The sequence below is a fragment of the Priestia flexa genome (assembly GCF_021441905.1).
In the GTDB taxonomy this organism is placed as follows: domain Bacteria; phylum Bacillota; class Bacilli; order Bacillales; family Bacillaceae_H; genus Priestia; species Priestia flexa.
This window is the reverse complement of the sequence record NZ_CP090431.1, coordinates 2,191,310-2,216,502: the sequence shown is the minus strand read 5'-3', so window position 1 is coordinate 2,216,502 and position 25,193 is coordinate 2,191,310. Positions and strand designations below refer to the sequence as shown.

The window sequence follows — 25,193 nt, the reverse complement described above, 5'->3', positions numbered from 1 at the left end:
AAAAAGCGAAACATTTGACAATGAAACTTACATTTTCTAAAATGATAGTAATTATAGGATGTTGCTCTAAGGGGAGTAGCTTTTACAACAAGGTCGTCAGTACAGAGCATATGCTCTCGGCTTTGTTGGAAACGAGTTCGTTGTTAGCAAGACCTTACCAATAAGCAGGTAGAGGTCTTTTAGGTTATGAACATGCCGCTACCTAATTGGTAACGGCTATTTGCATATTTAAACATAAGGTTGGGGATTTTGTGAAACTATTATCATTACAAATGTCAGCGTATATTCAAAAAGAGGTGGAACAGCTTCAAGAAAAACTTTCACCTTTTACGAAGAAAGTATCACGCTATATGTTTTGGTCACTGCCTCTCATCGCAGTTTCTGTCTTCAATTTAGGGTTTATGCTTTTTACAGATCCTGTTACTCGTGAAGCGCTACCGATGTTAGGTATATATGCTCTGATTGGAGCAATTGGTATGGCGTTATCAAGAGAAACGAAATTAAAGCGTAAAGAAATGCGGAAGGTAGGAGCAGAATACGCAATTGAGCGCATTCAAAAAAGTGAAGTGGTCTCTTCATATCGTAAAGAAGAATACATTGAGCGAATTAAAGCACAGCCGCTTGCAATGATGGCTCATTTTATCCAGTTTTTAAGCGAAGAAGAAAATAGAATGAAACGTGCAAATATGTAACTTTGTAATGACAGGTATTCCTTAGTGAGTACCTGTTTTTTTATATAATAAAAAAACATGTTAGGTTTTTTTACATGAAAATTGAATTTATTTATGATATACTGTAACTAGTTTCAATTTTCTAAAAAATGAAACGTTAGATTTTTTGTCAAGGGGTGGAAGAAGAAATGACGATTTTACAAACTACTGAGCAAGACAACAGCGTCGCATTGCGTCGAGACGTCAAGTTTCTTGGACAACTACTAGGAAATGTATTAATTTATGAGGGTGGACAAGAGTTACTTAATAAAGTTGAAAAAATACGTGAAGTAGCAAAAACACTTCGTGAACATAATAATCAGGATATCTATGAACAGTTAAAATCTGAAATAACAAGCATTGAAGATCCAATGAGACAGCAAGTCATTCGTGCATTTTCTGTTTATTTTCATCTAGTTAATATTGCGGAACAAAACCACCGCATTCGCCGCAAGCGCGAGTATCAGCGGCAAGAAGAAGCAAACATACAGCCTGGCTCACTTGAAAAAGCAGTAAGTGATTTGAAAAATAGTGGCGTAACAGCGGACGTTATTACAAAACTTCTTGAAACGCTGTCTTTAGAGTTAATTATTACAGCGCATCCAACAGAAGCAACGAGAAGAAGCGTGCTGGACATCCATAAGCGAATTGCTGATATTTTACAAGCGTTTGAACAAAAATCAGTAACAAAACGTGAACGGGAAGAGTTAGAAGAGCAGCTTTTTAACGAAGTCATAATTTTATGGCAAACGGCTGAACTACGAGATCGTAAGCCGCGCGTAATGGACGAAGTGGCAAATGGATTATACTATTTTGATGAAACGTTGTTTGAAGTATTACCACATATTCATCAAGAGCTGGAGGATTCATTGAAACGCTACTATCCTGAGCAGCAGTGGCAAGTGCCAAACGTTCTGCGTTTTGGATCTTGGATTGGTGGAGACAGAGATGGTAATCCAAACGTAACGCCAAAGGTAACGTGGCAAACCTTAACAAAGCATCGTAGCGTAGCGGTTCGTAAGTATAGAGCAGCTTTATTGAATTTAAGGGAGCGCCTAAGTCAATCAACAAAGCGAGTTTTAATTTTAGAAGATTTAGTGCAATCGGTTGAACAAGAAAAACAGCTTTTGCCTCAAAAGAAAAGATGGCGCGTGCCTCATGAGGTATATCGCTGTAAATTAACGATTATGCTTCATAAGTTAGAACATGTTGGACAAGAAGGTGGGTATAAGCAGGCTGACGAGCTACTTAATGATATTAAGCTTATTCAAAAAAGCTTACGTTTACATCATCCGATGCAATATGAGTTGAAAAGCGTTCGTCAATTAATTCGTCAAGTAGAATTGTTTGGCTTCCATTTAGCAACGCTTGATATTCGAAATCATAGCGGTGAACATGAAGCAGCAATTAAAGAGATTTTATATTCAGTTGGCATTGTAGAAGACTATTCTTCTTTGACAGAAAAAGAAAAGTTGGAGCTGCTAAGCGGAATCTTACAAGATCCTCGTCCGCTTATTTCGTTCACTGAAGACTATTCGCCAGAAACAAAGCAAATAATTGAAGCGTTTCAAATGATTAAGCGTGCACATGAAGAATTCGGAAAGCGTTCGATTGAAGTCTACTTAATTAGCATGACCCAATCAGCTAGCGATTTATTAGAAGTAATGGTTTTGGCAAAAGAAGCAGGAATCTATCGTTTGCATGCCAACGGAGAAATTGAAAGTTATTTAAACGTTGCCCCTTTATTAGAAACGATTGATGACTTAACGGCTGGGCCAAAAATTATGGAAGAGCTATTCCAACTTGATTTTTATCGAAAACATTTGGCAGAACAAAATGATTTACAAGAGATTATGCTGGGGTATTCTGATGGAAGCAAGGATGGCGGAACGTTAACAGCAAACTGGAAGCTCTACAAAGCTCAGCAGGAAATTCATGATATGGCGAAGCGCTATAACGTACGCCTTAAATTTTTCCATGGTCGAGGTGGATCTCTTGGTCGAGGCGGTGGTCCATTAAACCGAAGTATTTTATCGCAACCTGCTGAAACGCTAGGAGACGGCGTTAAAATTACAGAGCAAGGAGAAGTATTATCTTCTCGCTATTCGCTATACGACATTGCGCACCGAAGCCTAGAACAAGCGGTTTCAACCTTGCTAACAGCAGCTGCCAAAGTGTCGTCTGAAGCTGAACAAACGGATATTCGTACATCTCAGTGGGAAGAAGCGATGAACATTGCATCAAAAGAAGCGCTTGCTCATTATCAGCATCTTGTTTTTGAAGATCCAGACTTTTTAACATACTTTAAACAAGCAACACCGTTACCAGAGTTAGGTGCTCTTAACATTGGATCTCGTCCAATGAGTCGAAAAGGCAGTGACCGTTTTGAAGACCTGCGAGCTATTCCATGGGTATTTGCTTGGACACAAAGTCGACAGCTTTTGCCTGCTTGGTATGCAGCTGGAACGGGTCTTGTACATCTTATCAAAAAAGAAGGAAGTCTTTCTCTACTGCAGCAAATGTATAAAGAGTGGCCATTTTTCCGCTCAACAATTGATAATTTGCAGATGGCTTTAACGAAAGCAGACTTAATGACTGCGAAAAACTATACTTCAATGGTTGAAGACAAAGCGATTGCTGATCGAATTTTCGGAGCAATTGAGAAAGAGTATACCGAAACGAAAGAAGCAATTCTACAAATTACGGATCAAGAAGAATTAATGGAGCACCTACCGAATATTCAATCGTCTATTCGATTGCGAAATCCATACGTTGATCCGCTAAGCTTCTTCCAAGTCGAACTTATTTCCAAACTTCGTCAAGCAGATGAAGAGCAGGCTGATAGACTTCTACAAGAAGTGTTATTAACTATCAATGGAATTGCGGCCGGCTTGCGTAATACAGGCTGATTTTCTAGCGTATGATGCCCCCAAAAAGTGGAGAAGCTAACGGGGTATCAAGCTGGAGGTGATAACATGAGCAATGCAAAAGGACGTTCAAAGAAAAATTTACCGACTGATGCCAATCATGTAAATGCTCAGGAGAAAGCTGAGCAAATGCGTATGACAGATGAGCGCAATCAAAAGCATAATGATGGTCGCAAATACGATGGGAAAATCTAAATGCGCTCTCACAAAAAAACCTTCTACTCTTATCTGGAGAGCAGAAGGTTTTTTTTAGCTATTTAAGATGGCATCAATCTGGCGAAGTTCATCTTGCGTAAATGAACGTTTATGAAGGGCTGCAACGTTCTCTTCAATTTGACTTACGCGACTTGCTCCTATGAGGGCAGAGGTAATATTTCCATCTCTTAACACCCAAGAAAGAGCCATTTGAGCTAAGCTTTGATCTCGTTTCTGTGCAATTTGATGAAGTCTTTGCACTTGATTAACCACCTTTGCAGTTACGCGCTCCGCATCTAAAAAGCCGGTTTCTTTTGCTGCTCTCGAGTCTTGTGGAATACCGTATATGTATTTATTCGTAAGCAACCCTTGCTCAAGCGGACAAAATGCAATGCAGCCAACCTGATGATCTGCTAGCACATCTTGGAGTCCGTCCTCTATCCAACGATTAAACATTGAGTAGCTTGGCTGATGAATGAGAAGGGGTGTGCCGAGTTCATTTAAAATATGCACAGCTTCTTTTGTTTGCTCCGCGCTATAGCTTGAAACACCTATATATAGCGCTTTTCCTTGTTTTACAATTAAATCAAGCGCTTGCATGGTTTCTTCAAGAGGCGTATTAGGGTCAGGGCGATGAGAATAGAAAATATCAACATATTCAAGGCCCATGCGCTTTAAACTTTGATCTAAACTAGCAACAAGGTATTTTTTTGATCCCCATTCTCCATATGGACCTTCCCACATTCGATAGCCCGCTTTTGTAGAGATAATTAATTCATCTCGATAAGAGGAAAAGTCTTCTTTTAACATTTTTCCAAACATCTCTTCAGCAGAGCCTGGTGGTGGTCCATAGTTGTTTGCTAAATCGAAATGAGTAATTCCTAAGTCAAAAGCCCGTCTTAGCATGGCTTTTCCATTTTCAAACGAATCTACCCCCCGAAATTATGCCAAAGTCCCAGTGACAGTGCGGGAAGCAGTAAGCCAGAGTTTCCACACCTGTTATAAATCATTTCTTTGTACCGCTGTTCATTTGCGCTGTAAGTCATCACACATGTCCCCCTTTTGTTTAATGAAATCGCTTTAATCATAATAGGGAAATCAAAAAATGTCACTTAATTTATCTTTTGGATTAGCATTAATAAAAGAATAGTTCGTGATAAAATGATAATAAAGCATAGAAAAAAGAGGGGGGGAATAAGGATGGAAATAGAAAAATACGACGTAGTAAGGTTAACAGAAACATTTCCGGTTATAAAAGAACTTATCCAACTCACAGAAACCTGCTGGATGAACCCAAACAAGCAGTCTTTTCAACTACATAAACAAAAGATGCCACTAACTGAGCAGGACGTTAAGGATGCAGAATCAAGGCTTGACCGGTTTGCACCTTATTTACAGAATGTTTTTCCCGAAACGAAAGAAACAAAGGGAATGATTGAGTCACCTTTGATTGCCATTCCTACAATGAAATCGCGTTTAGAAAGCCGTTTTAGCCAACAAATCGAGGGAGAACTTCTGCTTAAGTGTGACCATGACTTGCCCATTTCGGGTTCAATTAAAGCGCGAGGTGGCATTTATGAAATCTTAAAGTATGCTGAAGACTTAGCTATTAAACATAACATGCTTTCGTTTGAAGATGATTACCGAAAGTTTGATAGTGAAAAATTTCGTTTGTTTTTTCAGCAGTATACAATCGCGGTAGGGTCGACTGGGAATTTAGGATTAAGTATTGGAATAATTAGTGCTAAGCTTGGCTTTCAAGTAACCGTTCACATGTCAGCTGATGCCAAGCAATGGAAAAAAGATTTGTTAAGAAGTAAAGGGGTAACGGTTATCGAGTACACAGATGACTACAGTAAAGCTGTAGAAGAAGGGCGTAAGCAGTCATCACTTGATCCAATGTGTTATTTTGTAGATGATGAAAATTCAAAGCATTTATTTTTAGGTTATGCTGTAAGCGCCATTCGTTTGAAAAAGCAGCTTGCTGCAATGAAGGTCAAAGTAGACAAAAACCATCCGTTATTCGTGTATTTACCGTGTGGAGTTGGAGGTGGTCCAGGCGGAGTGGCTTTTGGCTTAAAGCTTATGTATGGCGATGATGTTCGCTGCTTTTTTGCTGAGCCAACCCACGCACCTTGTATGTTGTTAGGTTTAGCAACAAATCTTCACGATAAAATTTCTGTGCAAGATATTGGTCTTGATAATATAACTGAAGCAGATGGATTAGCCGTAGGAAGGCCATCAGGGTTTGTTGGTCAAGTAATTGGTCCAGTTCTAGAGGGGAGCTACACAATCAGTGATGATGAAATGCATCGATTGTTAGCAGAGTTGGCTGATAGCGAAGGAATTGAATTAGAGCCATCAGCACTAGCCGGTATGATGGGACCAGTAATGACAAACAGACAGCTGTCTCGACAAACACTTGAACATGCGACTCATATTGTATGGGCAACAGGTGGAAGCATGGTACCACTAGCAATAAAAAAAGAGTACTATGAAAAGGGAAAACTGGCTTTAAGGAGATGATAAAAACTCCCCTCATGCATATGAGGGGAGTTTTTATAATGCTACATAATAAGATTCAATAATAGCTTCATCGGAGTGAGGAATATACTCTCCTTTTACAATTTGCGACCCGTTGATACAGCCGCTGGTTAATAAAATAACATCATTTGCTCCTCCAAGCTCTAAGGATTTTAAGACTCCTTCTCTTCTCGTTGGAGCTCGGTGAAGGTTCGAAGCATTGGGATGAGCAAATCCTGTAAATACTTGGTCAATGATATCGTTAGGGTTATGAAAGCCAGGATGGTCAACGGTAACAACAACTTCATCCACTTGTCCCTCAATGATGCTGGCCATTTTGGGCATTTTGTTAAAGTCTCGGATGCCAATTCCAGCAATCATCACAATTAAACGATTATATGTTAATTTTTTTACTTCTTGCAAAAGTCGAGTTAGAGCTACAGGCGTATGAGCATAGTCAAGGATAATCTTTTGATTTTGTGGCCCTTCAATTACTTGGAAACGCCCTTCAGGACTAGCGAGCTGTGGTAGAACGTTAAGAATATCCTCAATGTGAAAATTAAGCAGTAGCGCTGTACCGATAGCTGATAGCACATTAGCAATATTATATTCGCCAAACACAGGGACGGTTACGGGATAAATGTTGTCGTTATAATGAAGCTCAAACGTTGTTCCTTTTTCTTCTACGCTGATAGAATCAGCACGCAGCGTTGCGTTGGAGTTCTTGTTGAGACTATAAGTAACCATTGGATTTTTAAATAGTTGAAGCAAATCTTTTCCCATCAAATCATCATCAACGTTTATAACAGCCGTTTTGGCTTGTTCAAATAGCTTCATTTTACAGTTTTTATAGTGTTCCATCGTTTTATGATACTCAAGGTGTTCTTCTGAGAAATTTGTATGAATGGCGACATCGAATAAAATTCCTTCAACGCGCTTTTGATCAATGGCAATGGATGAAACCTCCATGACAGCTGCCTCATCTCCGAATGTTTCTAGGTCATGAAAAATTTGGTGCAAATCAATTGATTCAGGCGTTGTGGGGGTGCTTTTTTGATAGGTTAATTTTTTATGTGAAGACCAAATCCCCGTCGTGCCAATTGAACCTGTTGGTAACCGGAGTAGCGTTAATAATGAACGTACGTAAGCTGCTACTGTTGTTTTCCCGTTTGTACCAGTTACGCCAATTGTTTTGAGCTTTTCATCCGCTTGTTGGAAATAGAACTTAGAAATCTTTGCCATTGTTTTTCGAACATCATCTACAACGATAAACGTACAGTGCGGATACTTATCATGAAGTTGTTGAAAACAATGATGAACGGATCCAAAGACTCCTACAGCTCCTTTTTGAATAGCTTCTTCTATAAATTGATATCCGTCCGCGTTTTCGCCTTTCATGCTAAAAAATAATGACGAGTTTTTGACATATTTCGAGTGATAAGCGAGATGTAAGACGCGCTGAGAAGTTGGGCCGACTAGTTGCTTAATTTGAATGTCAGGTAACTGTTCAAAGTTTAGTATCATGATTTTCCTCACCATTTAGTTTATTTTACAAGTTAACTTGCAGAAATTACCGTTTATAATGTTCTTACTATTTGTCAGTTTGAATTGAACTATTCGCAAGAACATATATGAACCATACAAAATATCTAAATAGAATTTCAAGTTCTGACTCTTTTCCCTTAGGATAAGAGTGATAAACAAGGGGTAATATGGAAAAAAACCTTTTTAATCCTTGGTATCTCGCTATTTACAAAGAAGTTTGCTGCTATATAGTGAAAAGGGAAATAGTGGAATGGTTATGTCAAAAAAACATGAACATCCATTCATTTATGATTTGTTTTCATGTGAAAATTGTGATAATTATAGAAATTTTTTTACATTTTTTTAAAAATTAATGTATACTTGTAATACAAAGAAATTTTAAAGCGGTTACATATGAGAGGTTTACACTTCATCAAGGGGACTCAGTACAGATTAGTTGGGATCTTACATCGCGTAAATCCCTCTTTCGTGCAGGGAGAAGAATGTTGTAGACGAATAAGACAAAAAGCAAACAGAGAGGGGAATAATAATGTTTGTACCAATTGAGCGTAAGAAAGTATCAAGTCAAGTTCTTGATCAGTTAAAGAAGATGATAAAGGAAAAGACTTTTCCGCCTGAATCTCGCTTACCATCTGAGCATGAGCTTTCGAAAATGTTTGGCGTTAGTCGTGCACCTATTCGTGAAGCGTTAAGCGTTTTGTCAGCTAGTGGATTAATTGAATCCAGACAAGGTGGAGGAAGCTATGTTAAGCGAGTAAACTTAGCAGGCATGCTTGATCCGATGACGTTTGAAATGGTTGAAGCAGACCAGGTGTTAGAATTAGTTGAGATGCGAATTATCATTGAATCAGAAGCGGCAAGCCTAGCGGCTATTCGTCATACCGAAGAAGAACTACTAGAAATTAAAGAATCGTTAGAAGCATTCAAAGGAACGATTAAAAATAGTGCTGAAATTGGTTATGAAGCAGATTATCGCTTTCACCATGATATTGTAAAAGCGGCACATAATTCATTTTTGCTTCACACAGTAGAGAACTTGGGTCATCTATATCGCAAAGCGTTAGCGTATTCGTTAACGCAAAGGCCTGAGAGTCGCAAGCAGGTTCATGAAGATCATGATCGCATCTTTGAAGCAATTAAAAATAGAGATGCTCAAGGTGCAGCAGAAGCAGTTCGTGAACATTTAGAGCATGTTCGTATGAAAGTGATGCAAGGATAATAGATTCACAAAAAAGAACGCTAGCAATGGCGTTCTTTTTTATGGCTTCCAAATGCTCTAAAGTAGTTATGCTTGTTTTGGATCAAACAATGCAAACGTTACGTCCGCTTCACAAGCCACTTCGCCATCGACCGACGCAACAGCACGAGCTTTCGCAATCGTACCGCGCACGCGCGTCATTTCTACTTCTAAACGAAGCTGATCGCCAGGAACAACTTGCTTTTTAAAGCGACAGTTGTCGATACCTGCAAATAAGCCAAGTTTTCCTTTGTTATCATCTTTTTTCAACATAACAACGGCGCAGACTTGAGCAAGTGCTTCTACAATTAGAACACCTGGCATAACTGGATATTCAGGAAAGTGTCCGTTGAAAAATTCTTCATTAGCCGTCACGTTTTTAATACCTACGGCACTTTTGCCTTCTTCTACTTCAATAATACGGTCCACTAGTAAAAATGGATAGCGGTGAGGGATAATTTCTTTAATTTGCTCAATTGTTAGCATAATGGTCTCTCCTTTATGTAAAAACTTATACCTGATACTAGTATCAAACTATATACGTACAAAGTCAACTTGTAAAGAGTAAAATTAATAAAAGTGCATGGATCTCATTTCGGTTCCGTTAATAAGATTTGGGTAAAGCGATAAGTGAAATAACATTGTCCAAATAAACCTAACATTCCAAGTGGAATTAAGAAAAGGTATCTTTCAGAATACAGCATGCTAATAGAAAAGAGTAAAAAGCAGGCTGTGATTGTTAATAGATGAATGACTAGTTTACGTGTCATGAATTAGACCTCCCTCTTATAAGAATCGCATACCATATTTTATCATATTTAGTTATGTTTGGATTTTTATAAAAAGAGGGTGGGACATAACAAAACAAATTTCCAAAAAGACGAACACTCTCTTTTCTCACCTCTTTACGTTGTCAGAACCGTTCGTTCCATTGCGCTACAGCCACTCGCTTTCCGCGGAGAGGAACCTGAGCTTCCTCGCTGCGCTGCGGGATCTCAGTTTTCCCTCTCTTTCCCGCAGGAGTCGAGTGTCCTACGCTCCATTCCACCCTGTTTCCAACATTGTTTTCACAATCAACAAAAAACCTGAACGGTTAAAAGTGAGGAACTCTCGATCGTTCAGGTTTATCATTGGCTGAATTACCTATGTCTCAGCCTCTTTTTAATAGGAAAGAGCCACGGATTGTTTTAAATGAATTTCTGCATTTGCTGCGTGTAATAAAAAGTGGGCTACGTCTGCGCGGCTAATGTTTTTGCTGTCTTCAGGTACACCCGTCACAGCTTTTCGATACTGAGCGGTTACGGGGCCATTTGTTAACCCCATTGGTCGAGCGACTGTCCAATGAAGGTTGCTTGTTTTTAGCAGTTGAACAGCTTTTAAATGGTCGCGTAGTGGATTTTTTAAAATATTTTGAGCAAGCCAACCTGTCATACCTGGAATTTCTCCTTCAATTCCAGCTGAAGCAGTATATAAGATTCGGTGTAAGCCTTGCTCTTGCATTGCTTCAATAATAGTAGATGTTGCTTCTTCTAAAAATGTAGAAGGGCCTAATCCATCAGTTCCTAAGCAAGAAACAACAGCATCGTGGCCTGTAATAGCATGAGCCACCTGAAAGGAATCCGTTACATTTCCTTCTATAATATGCAAATTGCTATTTGTTATTGTTAGCTTATCTGGTGTTCGAACGAATGCTGTGACGAAATGTCCTTCTTCTAAAGCCTGATTCACGAAAGCTTGTCCAGTGCGTCCGCTAGCTCCAAATACAACAAATTTCATGATCATCATCCTTTTCTGTAGAATTACTATCCCATATCCTTCTTATAAAAAATATTCTATACGTAACATAGCATATTTCGCGGTGAATTTCTCACAAAAAGTATGGAATTGCTGAAAAAAACAGAAAACTAGCGTTTTAATAAGAGATTTGCAAGATGAAGGAAAAAGGAACGAGGCTTGTACCCACCGTCTGACAAAAGGATGTCTAATTTTAAAACTCTTGTCATAGACTGTCTAGAAAAGAGAGAATTGAACGAACGGTTTATAAAGGTGTTTTTTAATAGAAAGCGAACTTTGTATATAAGCATATGGAGCGAAAAGGGAGCGATGAGGAATGGGAAAAAAGATAAGCAAGGTTCGGATTGGTGTTGTATTGATAGGGCTACCACTCGTTTTTGTCATCGTATCCATCATCACAAAAGACTGGCGATATTTAACGTGGAGTATACCACCTGCGTTAATGTCTTGTTGGACTGCACTTGTTGTTTTACGAAAGCAAGAAGAGTCTTAAAAGCCAAAAAAAGGAGATGGGGAAATGAATGGTCAACAGCTTCTTTATAGTTTGCTAACAGCGAATGGACAAGGGTTACAAAGTGCGTTTGTCATAAGTAAACATAAAATATCCAAGCTACAACCAACTTTGCCAAACGAAAAGGATGAACACATCCAGTTTCAGCAAAATCTCCAGCAGGATATGAAAAAAATTGCTAAGCAGCCAGAGGTCGATTTGCATCTTCAGCTGTTTTTACATATGGCTGAATACTTTCGACTGCCTGTTTCTCACACTACAACAAATGGAGAACTATACGAACTTAGTGAAGAAATAGGCAATATGTTTGTCGCAAAGTATAATGAATTGTTTTCAATTGCTCGCTGTCATTCCCTAGACGATGTTTTGCGTCATCAAATTCGTTTGTTTATTCACCTTGCAGATTCACAGTACTTAATCGCTTCAAAGCGTGAGCAGATGGTGTTACAAACAGCTCTTTTAACGTGGATTGAGCAGTTACCAAGCTTATATCAAGATCGGATTCTAGAACTATTCAGCAGAGAAGTCACTCAAAAAGCAATGGAAGAGGTCTTACAGAGACAGGGAATTATCAGCTTTTTTAAGCAACTTCCTCCAAGTGCATACGATCTACTATCATCTTTACTTTGTGCAGTAATGCCTTTGTTTGTGCCTATGCAGCATGCACCGTCACTTCTAGTTGGTTTCAATGCACCGCTATGGACGTTAGCGAGCTTGGAAAGTCATGAAATTGTAGCCAAGCGTAAGGAAGCAGAACCTTTTTTACCGCTGTTAGCGACCGTTGTTCATTTAATGTGGATGTGTAAGCTTGAGCACCAAGATGAGTTGCTTAACTACCAATCTTTGTTAATTAAGTGGTCATCTGTGTATCATCGGTATGAAGATTTTCAAATAAAAAAAGAGCAGGCTCAGTTTGACGTCGAGCGTCTTGAGGGCCTTATTTATAATGGAGAGCAAGATATTAAAGAGCTTAAAGGTATAGAAAGACAGCTTACTAAAAAAATAGATAGCTTAAAAGAGTCCATTCGCCATCAGCTTAATCAAATGGATTTAAAAACGCTAAACTGCGGCCTTGTTATGAAAAGGATGGTTCAGGAGCATGAAGCCTTAAAGGAAGATGTAGACGAATTAAAAAGAAAGCTTTCAATAAAAGGCGATATCATGGAACGAATTCGACTTACGTTTCGTTCAGCTGAGCGCATAGTAAAAAGTAAAGTAAAGGAAGTTGAGCGCAAAAAAATACTGATGCAAATGACGGATTTTATTTTAGCGAACCGGCTTCCAATCTGTGTGGATATACAAAATGAAATTGAAGAATTACAGGAGCGTTTAACAAGTACGCTGTTGAAGCTTAATCAGCATATTGAATTGCTGGACGAAACAAAAAGTTCTCGAGGGCTAACGAGCGGTAAACTTAAGCGATACGAAGCAGAAATCAAGCGCTTGGAGAAAGTCTATTATGGATTAGCTGTCAGAGAATTAGAGCCAATTTCGTAGATTAGATAAGCTGATAGATAAATATGAGTTACCCTAAATTTAGCCTAGGTTATTATGAATAAAAAAAGCAAAAAAAGTACGATTTCTTTGAAAAAAATGAGTAAAAGTTTACACAAATCCCTTTGAAATTTTTTTGATAATTTGGTACAATAAAGTTGCTTATTTTTGTTCCATAAGGATAGTTCGATGGGTTTCGTCTTGACTTATTGTAAGAGCAAGAATGGAGTAATACACAAGGTGTAGCTTGCTGCACGAGGAGGAAAAGAGATTATGTTACAAGGTAAAGTAAAATGGTTCAACGCTGAAAAAGGTTTCGGTTTCATCGAAGTTGAAGGACAAGACGATGTATTCGTACACTTCTCAGCTATCCAAGGCGAAGGCTTCAAAACTTTAGAAGAAGGCCAAGAAGTTACATTTGAAATCGTTGAAGGTGCTCGTGGACCACAAGCTGCTAACGTTCAAAAGTAATTCTTTTTATAGGATTATCAGGGGCTCCCAAATGGGGGCCTTTTTTCTTTTCCTTCGAAAAAGGCTGGTCATCTTGTATAAAAAAAGCGTATAATGAAATGATGAAAATAGGAATTGTATAGTAGAAAGGATAATTAAACTTATGAGCAATCAACAGCAACAGCAGATGGTCGACTCACGTCGTACGTTCGCCATCATTTCCCACCCGGATGCTGGAAAAACAACATTAACTGAAAAAATGTTATTACTAGGTGGAATGATTCGTTCTGCTGGAACAGTTAAAGGTAAAAAGTCAGGAAAGTTTGCAACATCTGACTGGATGGAAATTGAAAAGCAGCGTGGAATCTCCGTTACATCAAGTGTAATGCAGTTTGAATATAAAAATCATTTTATCAACATCCTAGATACACCTGGACACGAAGACTTCAGTGAAGATACATATCGAACACTAACAGCGGTAGATAGTGCTGTCATGGTTATTGATGGAACAAAGGGAATCGAAGCGCAGACGTTAAAGTTATTTAAAGTGTGTCGTATGCGCGGGATTCCAATTTTAACATTTATCAATAAGCTAGATCGTGAAGGAAAAGATCCTCTAGAGCTATTGGAAGAAATTGAAGAAGTACTTGGAATTGAGTCTTACCCAGTGACGTGGCCGATTGGCATGGGGAAAAGATTCCAAGGTACGTATGATCGCTTTTCGAAGCAAATCGAAGTGTACCAAGGAAATAAAGAATCATATTTTGCAGACTTTGACGGTGAAAACATTGATGATGAAGTGAAAAAGCACGTGGATGAAATGTATTTGCCAACGCTTGTGGATGAATTATCTCTTCTTGATGAAGCAGGTAACGATTTTTCAATTGAAAAAGTAAAGCAAGGCCTTTTAACACCTGTATTCTTTGGTAGTGCGATTGCAAACTTTGGAGTACAGTCGTTTTTCAATTCATTTTTGCAATTAACATCACCACCACAGCCGCGTGAATCATCTGTTGGAACAATTCAACCAACGGATAACAATTTCTCAGGCTTTATCTTTAAAATTCAAGCAAATATGAACCCAGCTCACCGCGATCGAATTGCCTTTGTACGCGTGTGCTCAGGGAAGTTTGAGCGTGGCATGAACGTAACGCTTGCTCGTACAAATCGTAAAATGAAGCTTGCTCAGTCACATCAATTTTTAGCATCAAGTCGTGAGACGGTGGATACAGCATATCCAGGTGACATTATTGGTTTGTATGATTCTGGTACGTATCAAATTGGAGATACGATTGTCGGCGATGGTAAAGTGTTTCAATTTGATGCGCTTCCGAAGTTTCCACCCGAGCTATTTGTGAAAGTACGTGCTAAAAATGCCATGAAATCAAAGCATTTTGAAAAAGGAATTAATCAGCTTGTACAAGAAGGAGCGGTTCAGCTCTATCGTACACCGTTCTTTGGAGATTATATTTTAGGTGCTGTTGGTGAGCTTCAGTTCCAAGTGTTTGAACACCGTATGAAAGGTGAGTATAACGTAGATTTAGAGTTTGTTCGCATGTCTCATAGCATTGCAAAATGGGTGGACAAAGAGACGATTAAGGATAGCATGTTTGACTCTCGCGTTATGCTTGTTGAAGATCGGGATGGGCATGCTGTACTCATGTTTGAAAATGATTTTGTATGGCGCTTATTCCAAGATAAGTATCCTGACGTGAAGTTTTTAGATCCATTTAATTTATAAAAAAACGCTTGGCGGTTGCCAAGCGTTTCTTTTAATGCGCAAATGACTTTAAATTTAAAATGACAACTCCTGCAATAATTAACGTAATGCCAATGACCATTGAGATGCTGCCGCTTTCCTTCCAAATCACAACACCGATAATAGCTGTAATGGCAGTTCCTACTCCTGACCAAATTGCGTAGGCAATGCTCAGTGGAATTTGTTGAAGAGAAGCAGAGAGTGAATAAAACGCAACTCCAAATCCAACGATTACACCAATGCTTGGCCAGAGTTTTGTAAATCCCTGAGATGCTTTTAACATGGATGTTCCAAAAAGTTCCGCTGTAATAGCAAGTGCTAGAAATAAATAGGCTTGCATCTGAATTCACCCCTCGCTACGTAAAAAAATATTTTTTACGACGTATACTGTAAGATATGCTAAATTTAACTTCGACATCTTATCATAGGATGAAAAAACTCGCTACTATTTTTTCTTCGATAGGTAATCCACAGTTTCTTGCTTTCCTAAAGCGGCATGTCCTTGTTTTTTGTTATAGTTTAATATCACTTTAATTTCATTGACTTCACATTCATCACTTAATGTGTGAAGACCTGATAGAAAAGGAGTAAGATGGTTAGTCATATCAAATTCTGAGGCTGCGTTTTGGAGATAATCAATTGGTGGGACGTAACCAATTTTCTGATAAAACGCTAAGATGTTAATTCGCTCATAAAACATTTGAACCACTTCTTCTTGTGACATGTTGGGATAAGATAAAGAAAAAACGTTACGAACGGGTGTTTTAAGCCACTTCGTTAAGCATGTTTGTGGATTATTTACAACTGCTGTAGCACCTTTTAAATAACCCGCTAAAATGAGCGACATGAAGCCTCCGCCTGACGACCCGTAACAGGTTACGTGTGATAGGGGGACTTGTAAATTCGCTAGAATTTCACCTAACAAAACAGAAATTTCTTGAAGATAAAACCTTTCTTTTGTTCCTTGTCCCCATCCTAACGAAAGCGGACCTAAATATAAGGTAGGATCGTTATAATAAATGACGGATGCATCGAATAGGTCCATCCATGAATGGCGCTGAAAATAAGGAGGACCTTGCGGGTGCTCTTGCTTAGCACCGGCTCCAGAGCCTAACAGAATCATCTTTGAAGAGTTTTCTTTTAGTTTGATTAAAAATTCATATAATACGCCGTCCCACTCAACGGCAAAGACATACGGCATGTCATTTAATAAATCAACATCATGTAGCTGATGCTTTTTGATTGCAATTCGCGTGTAGTTTTCAATCAATTGTTTAACACCACTTTCTATATAGTAAAAAGCATTCATTCCATCTTATGAAAAATCTAAAAAAGTGCTTGTACGTTTAATGTATACTCTATGAAAATCAAGTCATATTAAGAAACAATAGAAGGGAAGTGATCGTTGTGCGAGATATATATCAAACGTTTCAAGAGCTATCTCAGTGTGAGCGAGCTGGAATTGACTATGAAATTGAGTGCATCATTCGTAAGAAAGACATTGTTGTGTTGGCGATTCATGGCGGTACAATGGAAGAGGGTACACTTGAAATGGCAAGGGAATTGGCGCAGGAGGTTAACGGGACTTTTTATGCATTTAAATGCTTAAAAAAAGAAGATCCCTTTGAACTGCATGTAACATCTACTCATTACGATGAAGAGTTGGCAAGGTCATTAGTCCATCAGTCAAATATAACTATTTCATTTCACGGTGCACGCGGTGCGGAACGAGAGATTTATATAGGAGGGCGCGATGAACCTCTTGCATCTCGCGTGAAAGAATTATTAAAACCCGGGTTTATTGTAGTTGAGCCGCCCCCTCATTTAAGAGGAGTTTCGCCAGATAATATTGCAAATGATAATACCCGCCATCAGGGACTGCAGTTAGAATTGACAGTACCTCAATATGATGAGCTGCTAACTAACGTAGAAAAAAAACAGTCTTTTATTGAATCATTAGTAAAAGCGATTAAAGAAAGTGAATAGCATGTATACAGCGCCGGAAAAAATAGGCGCTGTATTTTTATTGCAAGATAGTTGAAAAGCGCATCTCCATATGGAAGATATGCTAAAATATAGAAAAAGAAAGTGTTGCACCTTTAATGGTTGGTTTATAAAGTGAGGAGATAAGATGAAAATTAAAACAGAAGGAATATCAGAAGTTGTCCTTGAAGTACACTCAATGGAACGAGCCGTACAGTTTTGGTCTAATCAGCTTGGCTTTCCAATCGTGGAACAATGGGGGTATGATAACGGACAGTTTACCGAGGAATCAAATGGAATTTGGGCAACATGGCTCTATGTTGGAGGGCCAACAAGGCTAGGACTATGGCTTCCTCGTATGTTTTCCAAAGCTGAGCAAAAGATGAAGCAGCTGAATATTTCAAGCTGGCCAAACCTTTACGATGAGGGTGGCGTTCACGTTCACTTAGCTCTCCACGTGCAGAAGCAAAATCTTGAGGGAACGCTTACATTGTTGAAACAGGAAGGTATCGATGTGAAGATAATAAAAGAAGCAAATGAAACAAGAGTGTATTTTAAAGACACGGAATCAAATATTATTGAATTCTATACAAAATCAATGGCCGACGATTACACAAAACAAGTGATAAAGAAATAGTAGAACACTAGGGAGGGGTATCAATGAATGAACTCAATGGCTATTTGCTTGCAATGGAACACGTAAATCATTATACAAATCATGTCTGTACGTTTGTATTTGATACAAAAGAGATGCTATATGTGCTTGAGCTTGGAATTGATAGCTAGAAGGGAGCTCGTTTTGCAAAATTATTATTGGATCATAATTATGTTAGTTTTGGGAACATGTATAAAACTATGGAAAGTTATTCGTAAGAAAAAGCCACCAACAAAATTTGAGCACTTTCATAGTAAAGCTTATGATTTGGAGGAAAAAGGAAAGTTAGAAGAAGCTATTTCAATGAGAAGTGAAGGAATTAAAAATTCGGCGCTTTCACCTTTAGAAAGAGGTGACTTGCACTTTGGTAATGCTTATACATACGTTCAGATGAAACGCTATAAGAAAGCAACCTTATGCTTTGACAATGCGTTTGAGGAAGCAAGACAGGAAGAGTTTCCTTATGATAAACAGTATGAGCAGATACTAGAGATTTATCTAAAAGCGGGAAGAGAGCAAGATGCACTCCGTATCGTTGAGGAATTAATAGAAAGAAGCTACTATGATAAAAAGTTTTTAAGGTTAGAAACAGCTAAGCAGTGGGTGCAAACAGAAATGCAAAAGCGTGCTCTATCATGAGTACGCTTTTAAATTTCGTTTAGCTTCGAGGCCAAACAATGACAATAACGCCAACTAAGCAGATAATGCTACCTAACCAATCTTGGAAATCTGGTGTTTCTTTGTCAATTAACCAGCCCCAAAATAGACTCATGATAATAAAAACACCCCCGTAAGCCGCATATACTCGTCCAAAGTCGGGAAAAGCCTGCCAAGTGGCGATAATCCCGTATAGAACGAGAGCGATTCCGCCAGCTAATCCAAACCAGCCAGACCAGTCATCACGAAGCCATTTCCAAATAAAGTACCCGCCACCAATTTCAGCAATTCCAGCTAATATAAAAATAATAGTTGCCTTAAACATAACTTGAAGCTCCTAACATAGTAATCTCTGTTTTAATGATATCTGTATTTGTTTAAAAATACGAGGTGAAATTAAAAATGTGTTAAAATGGATAATAAGGAATAAAAAGTATAAAAATGGAGGTAGTTCGTTTGAATTTCATATTGTTCTGTCCAAAGAAGGTAAACAACGAGTATTGTAAGAACGGAAAAATATGAAACTTTTTAAACACTATTTCGTATTACTTAATATAAATTAGATTTTTTATTTTAACAAAGGATATGACAGAAATGAAAGAGGCAGGATGTATAAAATGTGGTGGACAGAGCGTTGGGCAAAAGGAAGTGGCAATGACAGGCACAGGTCTCTCAAAGCTTTTAGACGTTCAGCATAACCGCTTTGTTGTGGTTTATTGTAAGTCATGCGGTTACTCAGAGTTTTATAATAAAGAAGCGTCTAAGGCGTCTAATATTCTCGATTTGTTCTTTGGTTAATTTAGAAGAAATACGACTGTTTAGCCACTTTTCATCATATGGATAAGTTATATGCATATGATGAGGAGGGGAAACTGTGAGTGATTCGTTTTATTCGCCGTTCATAAATAAAGAGGGAAGAAAGCTAACGATTGCTGAAATTTGTTTCTCTGATGTAGAAGTGATGGTTGCGAAGCAGTTAGAAGAAGGGTATCAGCTTGAATTTAAGCGAGAAGTTAGTTCCACTGTGAAGAGGAAGATTCCAAATATTATTGCATCGTTTGCCAATGAAATGGGCGGGTGGCTAATATTTGGAGTTGATGAAGATGATTACTCAATCAATTTACTTGAAAAAAAAGAGTATGAGCTCTTTATTCACAACATGCTGAAGGATGTAACGAATCCAATTCCTCGTATTTTTACTCGGTTTCTATCACCTGAACATACCACAGAGTACGGCGTCTTTGTTATTTGGATTCCAGAAGGCTTGTACCCTCCTTATATGTCATACGGGAAAGTTTATCGCCGTATTGGGAGCGGAACTTCTCCAATTTCAGAAATTGATGACCGCTATCACCTGGACCGTCTATATCAAAAGTCAAAAGACCGAATGATGCGTTTAGAAGCATTTTGCACAAAAGAATTATCTATCTATAACCGAAAGGGGCTTACGCACGGCGAAGGCTATGTTCACTATGGAATGTGCAATATGTACGTCATTCCAATTTATGACTTGTACTTATTGGAACATATGGATGAAGATAAATTAAAGCAGTATATCTTATCAAAATCAAATGAACCGAAAGCTTATCCAATGTATGAAGAAATTGAAATGAACGTTCATTTACCGTTTGTTAAAGCATCATATTCTGCAGAGTCAATTATTTTTCGAAACACTGATGTTATTGACTCCTATGATAAAACCGTTGCTTGGGAACAGTTTGTTAATGGAGCGGCAAAATTTCATATTCCAATTCCATATGTAGAAGAGCTTGATGAAGTAAAATCTGTTTTGCAAGAGTGCGTACCAAGCTACAGAAGTGCTGCTATTTTTGATCAATTTCAATACGTTGATGGCCATCAATTTTTAACATTGTTACTAAGCTGTCTTGGTGAGTACATTGAATGTATGACGCAGCTCAACGCTGAATTAGAAGATATGATTGTTGTAATTGATCTTGAAAACGTGCGAAATGATGTTTTGTATTTTAACCATGAGGCATATAAAGGTTTTTTAAGAGAAGAAGGCCTAGTTTTTTCTGATAAAAAGCATTATCGATTTAATAAATCTTTTCGAGCTATGAAGCTAAAAGAAAAAAACGGTGAATCTTTATTTCAATATGTTGATTATATTATTAACGCGTTTGGTCTCTCAAAAAACAAAGCTCTTCATTTTCTTATGCAATCTTTTTATCAATCAAAGTAAAAAAATGACTATTTTTTAACAATTGAGAACATTTATACATTTTCCGAAAAAGGTATGGTACCATCAAATAGAGTGAGGGGAATAGTGGTTATTCCTCAAACTCGCTTGAATAAACCTTTCAAACAAAAGGGGATGTTACAAAGGTTTATATCAGACTTTGTGAGACATAGGGGAGAGAATGAAACATGAAAAAGGTTGGGTCCATTCTGTTAATCGTGTTAGCGCTAGCAGGATTGGGAGGGGTGTGCGCTGCTTATTATCATTTCGAGCAGCAAAAAGAAGCAGTAGATAAGTTTGTGGTAAATGAAACATACATATTAACAGTAGGGGTAACACAAATATAGAGATTTTAACCAGATATACGGGTAAGCTATTCAAGAAAAAAAATCCTAACAATTGTTAGGATTTTTTTTCTTGAATAGCTTTTTTAATTTGTTTAATTGTTTCAACATGCATTCCCTCATGGTAAAAGCTAAACAAGAACGTGCTGCCAACGTGATCAAACGAAATGCCAGCTTTATTAGTGAACGGCTTGGCTAGTTTCAAATCATAATGAGCGGGTATGAATTCTTTAATACGCTCAGTTTGAGTCATCAGCTCTTCTTTTAGTTGAATTAAGGTAGGAGGTGTTTCCTTCCATTGAGAAGGTATTGTTCCAGCCGCGAATAATCGCTCATATGAGGCAGGCAATTGATTTTTCTTTCCAGCAAGCTCAAAAACAAGCTTTTCTTGAATATATGCAATGTGCCCTAAATTCCAAACAATGTTGTTTGAAAAGCCATCGGGAGTTACTAACGATTCCTGTTCAGTTACGCTTGATAAAACTTTTAGCGTAATACTTCGAACGGTTTCTAAATGATGTAATAACAATAAATTCATAAATAATTCCTCCTTTAGACTTGTTTCTTTTCTAGTAATATCTTTTAATTATAACAGGGAAACAGTCAAATACGGTGTAGTTTGCTTAACGAAAATAGTAAGAAGAAAGGGCGATATCATGTCTAGTTTACGTTTTGAAAAAATATTGCAAGTAACAAAGAATCATATTGAGTTGTTAAAGGAAGCTGATCCATCAGAAGAGGTTATTTCAGGCTATATTGAGAGAGGAACATGCATTGCAGGAAGAGCAGATGGTGAGTTAGTGGGGCTTGTTGTACTGCTACCAACAAGGCCGAATACGGTGGAAATTGTCAATATTGTAGTAAAGAAAAACATGCGAAATCAAGGATACGGAAAGCAATTGGTGGAAGAAGCTTTAAAGCTTTCAAAGCACTATGGATATAAAAGCGTAGAAATTGCAACAGGTAATTCAAGTATTGAGCAGTTGGCGTTGTATCAAAAATGTGGATTTCGTATTACAGGAATTGAAATTGATCACTTTGTTCATAACTATGAAGAAGAAATCTATGAAAATGGTATTCAATGTCGTGATATGATTCGACTGCGACAAATATTGAGTTAAGGGTACATATTTTTAGAAAATAGGCGTTTAGACAAGCAAAAGGATGATGCGTGCATACACTGAGACAGAAAGGATGGTGTATGTTATGTGTTTTTACGGCGGTTATTGTGGAGGATACGGCTATAATAAAGGCGGCAGTGGGTTTGCCTTAATCTTAGTTCTGTTTATTCTTCTTGTTATTGTAGGATGCATTTGTTGGAATTAATAAAGAAAAGAAGCATACAAAAGGAGACTTTTGTATGCTTCTTTTCTTTAAATTAAAACTAATCTAAAAATTTTTATAAAATAAAATTAAAAAAATATTGACACTATATACAAACTACCTGTAGAATAGCCATCATAACAAAGTGAATAAAAAAGCAACTCTTATCGAGAGTGGTGGAGGGACTGGCCCTATGAAACCCGGCAACCTATCAGCAATCGTGCTGTAACGGTGCTAAATCCTGCGGTGTATCTTTATACACTGAAAGATAAGAGAAGCGGATTGGTTAAAATCGCTTCTCTTTATCTGCAAGAGGCGTTTTTTTTATGGAAAAAAAGAAAAGGGAGCGATTGGCATAATGAAAAAAACAACAAAAGTACTAGGTTTAACACTGGCATCAGCACTACTAATTGTAACGGCTGCGTGCGGAAAAGAAGAAGCAAAGACTTTGAGCACAGAAAAAATTACAATCGGAGTAACTGGTGGTCCTCATCAACAAATTAACGAAGAAGTGAAGAAGTTAGCAGAAAAAGATGGATTAGAGATTACCATTAAAACGTTTAACGACTATAATACACCGAACACAGCGCTTGATGAACGTGATTTAGATTTAAATAATTATCAAACATTACCGTTTTTAGAACAACAGGTAAAAGATAAAGGCTATAAAATTGAGGATGCGTTTAAAACGGTTGCGTTTCCAATGGGTATTTATGCAGACGGCATTAAAGATATAAAAGAACTGAAAAAAGGTGACAAAATTGCTGTGCCAAATGATCCAAGTAATGAATATCGTGCGTTAAAGCTATTTGAAGCGGCTGGAGTTATTAAATTAAAAGAAGGCGTTGAAGAAAAAGCAACGAAAAAAGACGTAGCTGAAAATAAACTGGATCTTGAAATCGTTGAGCTAGAAGCTTCACAAATTCCATCTCAATTAGGTGAAGTAGCAGCTGCTGCAATTAACACAAACTTTGCGATGGGTGCAGGTTTAACAATTAATGATGATGCCATTTTCCATGAAGAAATTGAAAACAATCCATATCCAAACTACGTTGTTGTACGTACGGAAAATAAAGATGATGAAGTTGTAAAACAGCTAGAGAAATACTTCCATTCAGATGAAATTCGTCAATTTATTGAAGAAGAGTTTAACGGCTCAGTTGTCCCAGCATTTTAAGGAGTGGTGAACGTGATTGAATTAAAGCAGACTTCCAAAACATATGAAGTCAACGGCAAGAAAGTGGAGGCTGTGAAAGACGTGTCCTTGACTATTGAAAAAGGAGAGGTGTTCGGAGTAATTGGATATAGCGGTGCGGGGAAAAGTACGCTGATTCGCTGTGTTAATCTACTTGAAAAACCAACGTCTGGAGAAGTATTCATTAATGGTGTAAGCCTAACGACTCTTTCAAAGCAGGATCTTCAAAAGACACGCCGGAAAATCGGCATGATTTTCCAGGGTTATAATTTATTAAAAACAGCAACTGTATATGAAAACATTGCAATTCCTCTAAAACTAGAAGGCATTGATAAAGAAACCATTCAAAAGCGCGCAGAGAAGTATTTAGAAATTGTCGGGTTGTCTGATAAAGTTAATCACTACCCGTCTCAGCTATCTGGCGGTCAAAAGCAGCGTGTTGCCATTGCACGAGCGTTAGCGCATGAGCCTGAAATTTTATTAAGCGATGAGGCCACAAGTGCCTTAGATCCAGAAACAACGGAAGCTATCTTGGAGTTACTATTAAAAATTAACCGAGAATTAGGCTTAACAATTTTTCTAATTACGCACGAATTAAACGTTGTTCAACGTATTTGTGATCGCGTAGCAGTGATGGAAAATGGAAGAGTTGTAGAAGAAGGAAAAGTAGTGGATATATTTACTCATCCACAGCATCCAACAACTAAGCGTTTTATTGGTTCAGAATCTGCATTTAATCTTCCAGAAGCTTTAAAAACAGAATATCGTAAAACTGGTAAGCTTGTATCACTTTATTTTAAAGGAAGTGAAAAGTCCAATGAACCGGCGCTTGCGATGGTTTCACGCAAATTTGATGTATTACCAAGTATTTTAGCCGGTGGAATTGAACAGTTAAAAAATGAAACGCTTGGAAAGCTGCTTGTTCATTTAAGAGGAGATAAGGAAGCTTATGAAGAAGCAATCGGATATTTAGAAAGTGAAGGCGTTATTGTAGAGGAGTGGAAATAAGATGGCTGAATTTTTTGTAGAGTGGGGAGACGTTATTTGGGAAGGCTTCCTTCAAACGTTAACCATGACAAGTATCTCATTAGTTATTGCCATCTTGATTGGTTTACCGCTTGGGATTTTACTTGTTGTAACTAGACAGGGTGGACAGTCAGAAAACAGATGGTTATACCAAGTTCTGAACTGGATCATCAACATTATTCGTTCGATTCCATTTATTATTCTATTATTCTTCATTCTACCATTTACTAAGCTTATTGCTGGAACAACCATTGGTGTACAAGGCGTAATTGTTCCCCTTGTGGTTTATACCGCACCTTATATTGCAAGATTAATGGAGTCTGCGCTGTTAGAAGTTGATAAAGGAATAGTGGAAGCATATCAATCAATGGGGATTTCAACGTCAAAAATTATTTGGTACGTTGTTGTAAGAGAAGCGCGTTCTGGTATTATCTTAGGATTAACTATTGCAACAATTGGTCTCATCGGTGCTACTGCAATGGCAGGCCTTGTTGGTGCTGGTGGGCTTGGAGATATCGCCTTTCAATATGGGCATTTACGCTTTGAACCAACAGTGATGTACACAACTATTCTCGTATTAATTATTATGGTACAGTTGATTCAATCGTTTGGTAGCCAGCTAGCTAAGAGATTAAAAAGAGAAGGGTAAGAGAGAGGTAGGTTGC

The 25,193-nt window shown here is 38.0% G+C and carries 29 protein-coding genes, 1 pseudogene and 1 riboswitch; of the genes and pseudogenes, 21 read left to right on the top strand and 9 right to left on the bottom strand.

The features are described 5' to 3' along the window. The first annotated feature begins 251 nt into the window (after positions 1 to 251). The 3 genes from LZP85_RS11495 (at position 252) to LZP85_RS11485 (ending at position 3,832) form a co-directional block, all read left to right on the top strand. Positions 252 to 692: a DUF5392 family protein gene (locus tag LZP85_RS11495; RefSeq protein ID WP_025909898.1), complete on the top strand. Its 441-nt coding sequence runs from the start codon at positions 252 to 254 to the stop codon at positions 690 to 692. Positions 693 to 859: 167 nt separating this feature from the next. Continuing rightward, a complete protein-coding gene (gene ppc / locus LZP85_RS11490; RefSeq protein WP_119542916.1) occupies positions 860 to 3,619 on the top strand; it encodes a phosphoenolpyruvate carboxylase in 2,760 nt (919 codons plus the stop codon). A 66-nt stretch (positions 3,620 to 3,685) separates the two neighbouring features. After that, entirely contained in the window at positions 3,686 to 3,832 is a 147-nt protein-coding gene (locus LZP85_RS11485) for a hypothetical protein (RefSeq protein WP_025909900.1), read from the top strand. Between the two features lie 54 nt (positions 3,833 to 3,886). Here the strand turns inward: LZP85_RS11485 and mgrA are convergent. Further along, positions 3,887 to 4,878 (bottom strand): annotated as a pseudogene (gene mgrA, locus LZP85_RS11480) (L-glyceraldehyde 3-phosphate reductase). Positions 4,879 to 5,032: 154 nt separating this feature from the next. On the opposite strand from mgrA, the gene LZP85_RS11475 reads away from it, so the two are divergent. Beyond that, on the top strand, positions 5,033 to 6,358 hold the full coding sequence (locus LZP85_RS11475) for a D-serine ammonia-lyase (protein WP_206782577.1): 1,326 nt from the start codon (positions 5,033 to 5,035) through the stop codon (positions 6,356 to 6,358). A 33-nt stretch (positions 6,359 to 6,391) separates the two neighbouring features. On the opposite strand, the gene LZP85_RS11470 is transcribed toward LZP85_RS11475, so the two are convergent. Next, the gene (locus LZP85_RS11470; RefSeq protein ID WP_119542919.1) at positions 6,392 to 7,879 is read right to left on the bottom strand and encodes a UDP-N-acetylmuramoyl-L-alanyl-D-glutamate--2,6-diaminopimelate ligase; all 1,488 of its coding nucleotides are present in this window, start codon (positions 7,877 to 7,879) and stop codon (positions 6,392 to 6,394) included. 550 nt (positions 7,880 to 8,429) lie between these two features. On the opposite strand from LZP85_RS11470, the gene LZP85_RS11465 reads away from it, so the two are divergent. After that, the gene (locus LZP85_RS11465) at positions 8,430 to 9,119 is read left to right on the top strand and encodes a FadR/GntR family transcriptional regulator (protein WP_025909903.1); all 690 of its coding nucleotides are present in this window, start codon (positions 8,430 to 8,432) and stop codon (positions 9,117 to 9,119) included. Between the two features lie 66 nt (positions 9,120 to 9,185). On the opposite strand, the gene fabZ is transcribed toward LZP85_RS11465, so the two are convergent. The 3 genes from fabZ to LZP85_RS11450 all read right to left on the bottom strand — a co-directional run bounded on the left by fabZ (position 9,186) and on the right by LZP85_RS11450 (position 10,913). Then, positions 9,186 to 9,623 carry a 3-hydroxyacyl-ACP dehydratase FabZ gene (fabZ, locus tag LZP85_RS11460; RefSeq protein WP_025909904.1) on the bottom strand — a complete coding sequence of 146 codons (438 nt, stop codon included), beginning with the start codon at positions 9,621 to 9,623 and terminating at the stop codon, positions 9,186 to 9,188. Positions 9,624 to 9,727: 104 nt separating this feature from the next. Next, positions 9,728 to 9,907, bottom strand: a complete 180-nt coding sequence (locus LZP85_RS11455; protein ID WP_025909905.1) for a hypothetical protein — start codon at positions 9,905 to 9,907, stop codon at positions 9,728 to 9,730. A 391-nt stretch (positions 9,908 to 10,298) separates the two neighbouring features. Then, complete coding sequence (locus tag LZP85_RS11450) at positions 10,299 to 10,913, bottom strand: NAD(P)-dependent oxidoreductase (RefSeq protein ID WP_119542920.1); 615 nt, start codon at positions 10,911 to 10,913, stop codon at positions 10,299 to 10,301. A 334-nt stretch (positions 10,914 to 11,247) separates the two neighbouring features. Between LZP85_RS11450 and LZP85_RS11445 the strand changes: the two genes are divergently transcribed. From LZP85_RS11445 to LZP85_RS11430, 4 genes are all read left to right on the top strand, one after another. Beyond that, positions 11,248 to 11,424, top strand: a complete 177-nt coding sequence (locus LZP85_RS11445; protein WP_167556121.1) for a hypothetical protein — start codon at positions 11,248 to 11,250, stop codon at positions 11,422 to 11,424. 24 nt (positions 11,425 to 11,448) lie between these two features. Beyond that, a complete protein-coding gene (locus LZP85_RS11440; protein WP_076512458.1) occupies positions 11,449 to 12,939 on the top strand; it encodes a hypothetical protein in 1,491 nt (496 codons plus the stop codon). Positions 12,940 to 13,209: 270 nt separating this feature from the next. Continuing rightward, positions 13,210 to 13,407, top strand: coding sequence for a cold-shock protein CspD (cspD, locus tag LZP85_RS11435; protein WP_025909909.1), 198 nt, complete (start codon positions 13,210 to 13,212; stop codon positions 13,405 to 13,407). A gap of 142 nt (positions 13,408 to 13,549) precedes the next feature. After that, positions 13,550 to 15,127: a peptide chain release factor 3 gene (locus LZP85_RS11430; protein ID WP_025909910.1), complete on the top strand. Its 1,578-nt coding sequence runs from the start codon at positions 13,550 to 13,552 to the stop codon at positions 15,125 to 15,127. 31 nt (positions 15,128 to 15,158) lie between these two features. On the opposite strand, the gene LZP85_RS11425 is transcribed toward LZP85_RS11430, so the two are convergent. Together LZP85_RS11425 and LZP85_RS11420 are read right to left on the bottom strand one after the other, a co-directional pair. Further along, positions 15,159 to 15,485, bottom strand: a complete 327-nt coding sequence (locus LZP85_RS11425) for a DMT family transporter (RefSeq protein WP_076512457.1) — start codon at positions 15,483 to 15,485, stop codon at positions 15,159 to 15,161. Between the two features lie 105 nt (positions 15,486 to 15,590). Beyond that, positions 15,591 to 16,415 carry a glycosyl transferase family 2 gene (locus LZP85_RS11420; protein ID WP_206833688.1) on the bottom strand — a complete coding sequence of 275 codons (825 nt, stop codon included), beginning with the start codon at positions 16,413 to 16,415 and terminating at the stop codon, positions 15,591 to 15,593. A 137-nt stretch (positions 16,416 to 16,552) separates the two neighbouring features. On the opposite strand from LZP85_RS11420, the gene LZP85_RS11415 reads away from it, so the two are divergent. The 4 genes from LZP85_RS11415 (at position 16,553) to LZP85_RS11405 (ending at position 18,422) form a co-directional block, all read left to right on the top strand. Then, positions 16,553 to 17,131, top strand: a complete 579-nt coding sequence (locus LZP85_RS11415) for a poly-gamma-glutamate hydrolase family protein (protein ID WP_062686646.1) — start codon at positions 16,553 to 16,555, stop codon at positions 17,129 to 17,131. A gap of 145 nt (positions 17,132 to 17,276) precedes the next feature. Continuing rightward, complete coding sequence (locus tag LZP85_RS11410) at positions 17,277 to 17,765, top strand: VOC family protein (RefSeq protein WP_226638961.1); 489 nt, start codon at positions 17,277 to 17,279, stop codon at positions 17,763 to 17,765. Between the two features lie 23 nt (positions 17,766 to 17,788). Beyond that, positions 17,789 to 17,914, top strand: a complete 126-nt coding sequence (locus LZP85_RS20780; RefSeq protein ID WP_258954115.1) for a hypothetical protein — start codon at positions 17,789 to 17,791, stop codon at positions 17,912 to 17,914. A gap of 13 nt (positions 17,915 to 17,927) precedes the next feature. Continuing rightward, positions 17,928 to 18,422: a tetratricopeptide repeat protein gene (locus LZP85_RS11405; RefSeq protein ID WP_119542922.1), complete on the top strand. Its 495-nt coding sequence runs from the start codon at positions 17,928 to 17,930 to the stop codon at positions 18,420 to 18,422. Positions 18,423 to 18,441: 19 nt separating this feature from the next. Here LZP85_RS11405 and LZP85_RS11400 read toward each other — a convergent pair whose 3' ends face one another. Next, positions 18,442 to 18,765 carry a YnfA family protein gene (locus LZP85_RS11400; RefSeq protein ID WP_076512453.1) on the bottom strand — a complete coding sequence of 108 codons (324 nt, stop codon included), beginning with the start codon at positions 18,763 to 18,765 and terminating at the stop codon, positions 18,442 to 18,444. A 269-nt stretch (positions 18,766 to 19,034) separates the two neighbouring features. Between LZP85_RS11400 and LZP85_RS11395 the strand changes: the two genes are divergently transcribed. The 3 genes from LZP85_RS11395 to LZP85_RS11385 all read left to right on the top strand — a co-directional run bounded on the left by LZP85_RS11395 (position 19,035) and on the right by LZP85_RS11385 (position 20,987). After that, positions 19,035 to 19,238 carry a zinc ribbon domain-containing protein gene (locus LZP85_RS11395; RefSeq protein ID WP_025909917.1) on the top strand — a complete coding sequence of 68 codons (204 nt, stop codon included), beginning with the start codon at positions 19,035 to 19,037 and terminating at the stop codon, positions 19,236 to 19,238. 76 nt (positions 19,239 to 19,314) lie between these two features. Then, the gene (locus tag LZP85_RS11390; RefSeq protein ID WP_076512452.1) at positions 19,315 to 20,643 is read left to right on the top strand and encodes an AlbA family DNA-binding domain-containing protein; all 1,329 of its coding nucleotides are present in this window, start codon (positions 19,315 to 19,317) and stop codon (positions 20,641 to 20,643) included. 185 nt (positions 20,644 to 20,828) lie between these two features. Further along, positions 20,829 to 20,987 (top strand): flagellar basal body-associated FliL family protein, encoded by a 159-nt coding sequence (locus LZP85_RS11385; protein ID WP_153301146.1) that lies wholly within the window; start codon positions 20,829 to 20,831, stop codon positions 20,985 to 20,987. A gap of 55 nt (positions 20,988 to 21,042) precedes the next feature. Here the strand turns inward: LZP85_RS11385 and LZP85_RS11380 are convergent, their stop codons facing one another. Beyond that, entirely contained in the window at positions 21,043 to 21,522 is a 480-nt protein-coding gene (locus tag LZP85_RS11380; RefSeq protein ID WP_119542923.1) for a DinB family protein, read from the bottom strand. Positions 21,523 to 21,640: 118 nt separating this feature from the next. Here LZP85_RS11380 and LZP85_RS11375 point away from each other — a divergent pair, with 118 nt between their 5' ends. The 5 genes from LZP85_RS11375 (at position 21,641) to LZP85_RS11355 (ending at position 25,177) form a co-directional block, all read left to right on the top strand. Next, the gene (locus LZP85_RS11375; RefSeq protein ID WP_076512450.1) at positions 21,641 to 22,105 is read left to right on the top strand and encodes a GNAT family N-acetyltransferase; all 465 of its coding nucleotides are present in this window, start codon (positions 21,641 to 21,643) and stop codon (positions 22,103 to 22,105) included. A gap of 85 nt (positions 22,106 to 22,190) precedes the next feature. Beyond that, positions 22,191 to 22,310 (top strand): YjcZ family sporulation protein, encoded by a 120-nt coding sequence (locus tag LZP85_RS11370; protein ID WP_226638958.1) that lies wholly within the window; start codon positions 22,191 to 22,193, stop codon positions 22,308 to 22,310. A gap of 158 nt (positions 22,311 to 22,468) precedes the next feature. Then, a riboswitch (SAM riboswitch) is annotated at positions 22,469 to 22,582 on the top strand. 83 nt (positions 22,583 to 22,665) lie between these two features. Then, positions 22,666 to 23,484: a MetQ/NlpA family ABC transporter substrate-binding protein gene (locus tag LZP85_RS11365; protein ID WP_025909920.1), complete on the top strand. Its 819-nt coding sequence runs from the start codon at positions 22,666 to 22,668 to the stop codon at positions 23,482 to 23,484. A 12-nt stretch (positions 23,485 to 23,496) separates the two neighbouring features. After that, positions 23,497 to 24,510: a methionine ABC transporter ATP-binding protein gene (locus LZP85_RS11360; RefSeq protein ID WP_035320727.1), complete on the top strand. Its 1,014-nt coding sequence runs from the start codon at positions 23,497 to 23,499 to the stop codon at positions 24,508 to 24,510. A 1-nt stretch (position 24,511) separates the two neighbouring features. After that, positions 24,512 to 25,177, top strand: coding sequence for a methionine ABC transporter permease (locus LZP85_RS11355; RefSeq protein WP_025909921.1), 666 nt, complete (start codon positions 24,512 to 24,514; stop codon positions 25,175 to 25,177). Positions 25,178 to 25,193: the final 16 nt, after the last annotated feature.